Origin of the sequence: uncultured Peptoniphilus sp. (genome assembly GCF_946998875.1) — a bacterium.
Lineage (GTDB): Bacteria > Bacillota > Clostridia > Tissierellales > Peptoniphilaceae > Peptoniphilus_A.
In genome coordinates this window covers 1-5,256 of sequence record NZ_CAMQAY010000041.1, presented here as the reverse complement: position 1 = coordinate 5,256, position 5,256 = coordinate 1, and the positions used below count along the sequence as shown (strand labels likewise).

At 33.1% G+C, this 5,256-nt stretch carries 9 protein-coding genes; 2 read left to right on the top strand and 7 right to left on the bottom strand.

What is annotated here, in order from left to right; genetic code table 11:
- Both Q0U74_RS07525 and Q0U74_RS07520 read right to left on the bottom strand, forming a co-directional pair.
- Positions 1 to 259 (bottom strand): ATP-binding cassette domain-containing protein (locus tag Q0U74_RS07525; RefSeq protein ID WP_297393812.1); only part of this gene is annotated, 259 nt, incomplete at its 3' end.
- On the bottom strand, positions 249 to 638 hold the full coding sequence (locus Q0U74_RS07520; protein WP_297393810.1) for a GntR family transcriptional regulator: 390 nt from the start codon (positions 636 to 638) through the stop codon (positions 249 to 251). The genes Q0U74_RS07525 and Q0U74_RS07520, both read right to left, overlap by 11 nt.
- Before the next feature lie 123 nt (positions 639 to 761).
- Between Q0U74_RS07520 and Q0U74_RS07515 the strand changes: the two genes are divergently transcribed.
- Together Q0U74_RS07515 and Q0U74_RS07510 are read left to right on the top strand one after the other, a co-directional pair.
- Complete coding sequence (locus Q0U74_RS07515; RefSeq protein ID WP_297393808.1) at positions 762 to 1,184, top strand: hypothetical protein; 423 nt, start codon at positions 762 to 764, stop codon at positions 1,182 to 1,184.
- A 21-nt stretch (positions 1,185 to 1,205) separates the two neighbouring features.
- Entirely contained in the window at positions 1,206 to 2,609 is a 1,404-nt protein-coding gene (locus Q0U74_RS07510) for a phospholipase D family protein (protein WP_297393806.1), read from the top strand.
- A gap of 45 nt (positions 2,610 to 2,654) precedes the next feature.
- Here the strand turns inward: Q0U74_RS07510 and Q0U74_RS07505 are convergent, their stop codons facing one another.
- The 5 genes from Q0U74_RS07505 to Q0U74_RS07485 form a co-directional block, all read right to left on the bottom strand.
- Positions 2,655 to 3,116 (bottom strand): hypothetical protein, encoded by a 462-nt coding sequence (locus Q0U74_RS07505; protein ID WP_297393804.1) that lies wholly within the window; start codon positions 3,114 to 3,116, stop codon positions 2,655 to 2,657.
- Positions 3,117 to 3,123: 7 nt separating this feature from the next.
- The gene (locus Q0U74_RS07500) at positions 3,124 to 3,519 is read right to left on the bottom strand and encodes a hypothetical protein (protein ID WP_297393802.1); all 396 of its coding nucleotides are present in this window, start codon (positions 3,517 to 3,519) and stop codon (positions 3,124 to 3,126) included.
- An 82-nt stretch (positions 3,520 to 3,601) separates the two neighbouring features.
- Positions 3,602 to 4,072, bottom strand: a complete 471-nt coding sequence (locus Q0U74_RS07495; protein ID WP_297393801.1) for a hypothetical protein — start codon at positions 4,070 to 4,072, stop codon at positions 3,602 to 3,604.
- A 7-nt stretch (positions 4,073 to 4,079) separates the two neighbouring features.
- Complete coding sequence (locus Q0U74_RS07490; protein ID WP_156701629.1) at positions 4,080 to 4,349, bottom strand: metal-sensing transcriptional repressor; 270 nt, start codon at positions 4,347 to 4,349, stop codon at positions 4,080 to 4,082.
- A partial coding sequence (locus tag Q0U74_RS07485) for a copper ion binding protein (protein WP_297393797.1) occupies positions 4,346 to 5,256 on the bottom strand: 911 nt, incomplete at its 5' end. The genes Q0U74_RS07485 and Q0U74_RS07490, both read right to left, overlap by 4 nt.

Here is a 5,256-nt window from a genome sequence, read left to right as displayed (position 1 = left end):
CCTTTGACAAGAAGGAATCGTCCATAATTATCCCCACATCTTGAAGATAATTTAAGTCCTTTGCATCTTCGCCGTCGACAAAAATTTCTCCATCATAATTTATTAAGGATAAGAGTGATTTTATTGTAGTTGTCTTTCCCATTCCGTTTTTTCCAATAAAGCCAGTGATAAATCCCTTTTTTATATCAAAGGAATTTTCCCCAAGGACAAAATTGTCATAAGTTTTTTTCAAATTTCTAACTTCAATTTTATTCGTCATAGTCCAAGCCCTCCTTGTATAAAATTTCAAATAATTCTAAAATTGTCTTTTTGTCTAAATTTAATTGGATAGACAAATTTATTGCCTCTTGCAAATGCTCTTCTAATTTCTTTTGTAGTTCTTCTCTTTTTACTTCAGAGTCTTTTCCTGCGACAAAAGTGCCAAGTCCCTGTCTTGATTCAACAAAACCTTCTTCTTCCAACTCATCGTAGGCTTTTTTTACTGTCAAGATGCTTACCTTTAAGTCTTTGGAAAGAGTCCTCACAGAGGGAAGCTGTTCTCCTTCTTTAACCTTGTTTTTTAAAATATTTTCTTTAATTGCATTTTTTATCTGCTCGTAAAGAGGAACAGCAGAGCCATTTATTAAAATAATTTTCATTATGCCTCCTTGTTATATAACACTATATAACACTCTATAACACTTGTCAATTTATTTTGTGTAAAATTTTATTTACAAGTTACCTATTAATTTTTGGTATAATTATTTAAAAGGAGCTATTTTATGAAAAATAATAGTGATTTAACTTCTAAAAAAATTAATACTACTTTTATAATTTTTTCAATCTTAATAATTTTTTCTCTTTGTTATTATATTGTGAAAATTAGAAAACCTGACGCCTATGTAACTATGGAACCACTTACAATTCAGTTTCACTTCACTGGCTACGATGGATCTGGCAAGGCTGAGATAGAAATTTTAGAATATCCTAAAATTGTAAGTATAAAAAATGAAGAGGATAGAGAAAATATAGAAAAAATCCTTCACAATCCAAGTATTGAGTGGAGCAAAAATGAAAATTTGAGAAATGGAGAAGAAATTTTTTATTATATTAGATATCCAGACACAGGAAAATATAATATAGAATTTGATAGAGAATATGGAAAGCTTGGGACAAGGGTTCAAGACTTGATTCCCAGAAACTAATTTTAAATTTTGGAGAAGATTTTGAAAAAGAAAAAGAAAATTATGATTTTAATTATTTTATTACTTATTTTTATTCCAATTTTATACAGCTTAAATACAAAAAATCCTCCTGGCACAAATGTGTCCAGCGATTTTAAAGATGCTGATTGTAAGTTTTTGTATGATTTAACATATCTTAAAGATGGCAAGAGGATTCATGAGCAGGAAATTTTTAAGAGCGAGATGGAAATTATAAAAAAGGCGAAAAAATTTCTCATGATTGATTTTTTCCTCTACAATGATGAGTATGACAAGTCCATGGACTTCCCAAATCAAGTGGAAGAGATGACAGACCTTTTAGTGGCAAAGAAAAAAGAAAATCCTGACATGCCAATTTTATTTGTAACAGACCCCATAAATAATTTTTACGGTGCCTATGAAGAAAATAATCTAAAGAAGCTTCGTGAAAATGGAATTGAAGTGGTTGTCACTGACTTAAATAAAATGCGCGACTCCAACCCTCTTTTATCTGGCGGCTACAGGGCCTATGTCAAGTGGTTTGGCGCATCTGGAGGCGGCTGGATAAGAAACTTTTTTGACAAGGACGGGGAAAAAGTAAATGTGAGGTCAATTTTAAAGCTGGTAAACTTTAAAGGCAACCACAGAAAAGTTGTCATTTCAGAAAATGAAGCCCTAGTTGCCTCTGCAAATCCACATGACCCATCAGCTTATCACTCTAATGTCGCTCTTGTCTTTCGTGGCAAGGCCATGGAAGATTTGATTAAGTCTGAATCTATATTTTTTGATAAATTACCTGACGCAATAGAAAATTTTAAGGCAGAAGAAGTCACTTCTCCTTACAAGGTAAAAGTTATTAGTGAAGGAAAAATCTTTGAAGAAATTTATAAAAATATAAGGGAGACAAAAAAGGGCGACGAGATAAAGCTTGGCATCTTTTATCTTTCTGAATTTAGGATTTTAAAAGCCCTTGGCGAAGCAGCAGACCGTGGCGTCGATGTAAAAATCATTGCTGATTTAAACAAAGATGCCTTTGGTCTTGAAAAAAATGGGTCTCCAAATAGACCTGCCCTCTGTGAATTAAAGGAAGACTATAAAGATATAAATATTCGCTGGTATCAAACTTCTGGCGAGCAGTTCCACACAAAATTTATTTATTTTAAATTCAAGGACAAAAATCCCCTTGCTATACTTGGTTCAGCCAACTACACAAGGAGAAACTTGGACAACTATAACTTGGAGACAAATCTAGCTCTTGAAATGGAAAAATCTTCTGATATAGCAAGAGAAATGGAAGCATATTTTAAAAGACTTTGGAACAATAAAGGCGGAGACTACACTCTTCCTCTTGAAGATCATTATGAAAAGAGATTTTTCATGAGACTCCTCTGGAAAATCCAAGAAAAGACAGGCCTCTGTACCTGGTAAAATTTAAGCATTAAAAAATCACGGTAAAATCTACCGTGATCTTTTTTATTTATCAACTATATATTTTATTTCCGAAATTAAATCATCATCTGATAAGAGTGTAGGACCTTCTTGGTTACCAAGCTTTCCATAGAAGGAATAGTGAAATTTATTTGTGTCCCTATCTCTTTTTGAGTCGTACATAAAAATTGTATCTTCCTTATTTTTATCCCTTAGTTTAATAATTAAACTTTGATAATCTGGGATAGAATCATAGCCATAGCCTGGATCTGTAGCCTGGCACTTTTCTAAAAGACTAATTATTTCTTTTAACTTTTCTTCATTATCCTTAGAAGAAAATATTTCTCTCGTAGTCATTTTTTCTTCGTCAGCAATTACTTCCACAGATAGGTCTTGAAACTTATAAGCTTCTCCAGTGGAAAATTTTATCTCATGAGCTTGGTCCTTCTTGCAAGCTGTGAGAAAAATTAAGACTACTAACAAATAAAATATTTTTTTAATTTTCATATCACACCTACTTTGACAACTTATTTATTATATACTTTGTTTCTGAAATCAAGTCGTCATCTGATAAGAGTGTAGGACCTTCTTGGTTGCCAAGCTTTCCATAGAAAGAATAGTGAAATTTATTTGTGTCCCTATCTCTTATTGAGTCGTACATATATATTGTATCTTCCTCATCTTTATTGTGTAGATTAATTAATAAAGAATTGTAGTCTGGGATTGAAGCATAGGAATATCCCTGGTCCACTACCTTACAGTTTCCCAAGAGACTTATTATCTCCCCTAACTTTTCTTCATTATCCTCAGAAGAAAAAATTTCTCTAGTTTTCATATTTTCTTCGTCAGAAACTACTTCCACAGATAAAGTCTCAAATTTATAGACTTCTCCAGTGGAAAATTTTATCACATGACTTTCCTCCTTCTTGCAAGCTGTGAGAAAAATTAAGACTACTAACAAATAAAATATTTTTTTAATTTTCATATCACACCTACTTTGACAACTTATTTATTATATACTTTATTTCTGAAATTAAATCATCATCAGATAAAAGACAAGCCCCATCGTATTTTCCAAGACTGCCATATAAAGAATAGTGAAATTTTTTTGTGTTCCTATCTCTTTTTGAGTCATACATATAAATTGTATCTTCCTTGTTTTTATCTCTCAGTTTAATTATTAAACTATCATAATCTGGGATAGATTTATATCCATAACCTGGGTCTGTAGCCTGGCACTTTTCCAAAAGACTAATTATTTCTTTTAACTTTTCTTCATTATCCTCAGAAGAAAAAATCTCTCTTGTAGTCATTTTTTCTTCGTCAGCAACTACTTCCACAGATAAAGTCTCAAACTTATAAACTTCTCCAGTGGAAAATTTTATCTCATGACTTTGGTCCTTCTTACAAGCCGCAAGAAAAATTAAGACTAGAAACAAATAAAATAATTTTTTAAATTTCATAAAAAACCTACTTTGACAGCTTATTTATTATGGTGTTGATCTCTTCGATTTTTTCGTCGATTTCTTCCTGACTCTTGGAGTAGGAGTCTTTGACACACCCCCTTAGGTGGGCTGTCAGGACATCCTTATTTATATTTTTTAGGATGGAAATTGATGCCATAAGCTGGTTGGATATGTCTAGGCAATACCTGTCCTCTTCTACCATTTTTATAAGACCATCAATTTGTCCCCTGACAGTTTTTAATTTTCTAAGCTGCACATCTTTTTCTGCTCTCATTTTTCTATTTTTGCAGAGTAACCTGCACCTTCCACTGCCTTTACAAGATCCTCATCAGAAACTTCTTTGTCCATTTTTACTTCTGCCCTTTTTTCTTCAAGCTTTACATCAGCTTCCCTTACGCCTTCTAGCTTTTCAAGTGCTTCTTTTACATGAGCTACACAGTGCATACAAGACATTCCTTCAACATTTAAAATTTTTTCCATATTATTTTCTCCTTTATTTTTTATAATTTTATAACCTGCTTCTTCCACTGCTTTTTTTATTTCTTCAGCAGTTATTCCCTGGTCGACAAATTTTACTGCCCCCTCTTCGTGGTTGGCAAGGACATTTTTTGCTTTACCAGTTTTTTCCAGGGCTTCGCTTACTCTTTTTTCGCAGTGCTCACACATCATGCCCTCTACTTTTATTGTAGTTAGCTTATTTTCTTCTTGAGTTTTTACATTCTCTTCACGAAGATTTTTTTCCTTTTCAGGAGTTTTTTCTCCTAAAGAACTTATACCCCTTGGTTTAAATCTTCTAAGCCTAAGTGCATTATTCACAACAAAAACTGAAGACATGCTCATGGCAAAGGCGCCAAACATTGGCGATAATTTTATGCCAAAGCCTGGGTATAAAAGACCTGCGGCAAGAGGAATTCCAATTGTGTTGTAGAAAAATGCCCAGAATAAATTTTCCTTGATGTTTTTTATTGTTGCCTTGGAAAGTTCAAGGGCAGAGACAACATCTAAGAGGTCAGACCTCATTAAGACCACATCTGATGACTCTATTGCCACATCTGTGCCATGACCTATTGCCATACCAATGTCAGCCTTGGCAAGAGAAGGTGCGTCATTTATTCCGTCACCAATCATGAGGACCTTGTCGCCAGATTTTTGCAAGTCATCAATTTTTTTATTTTTTTCAT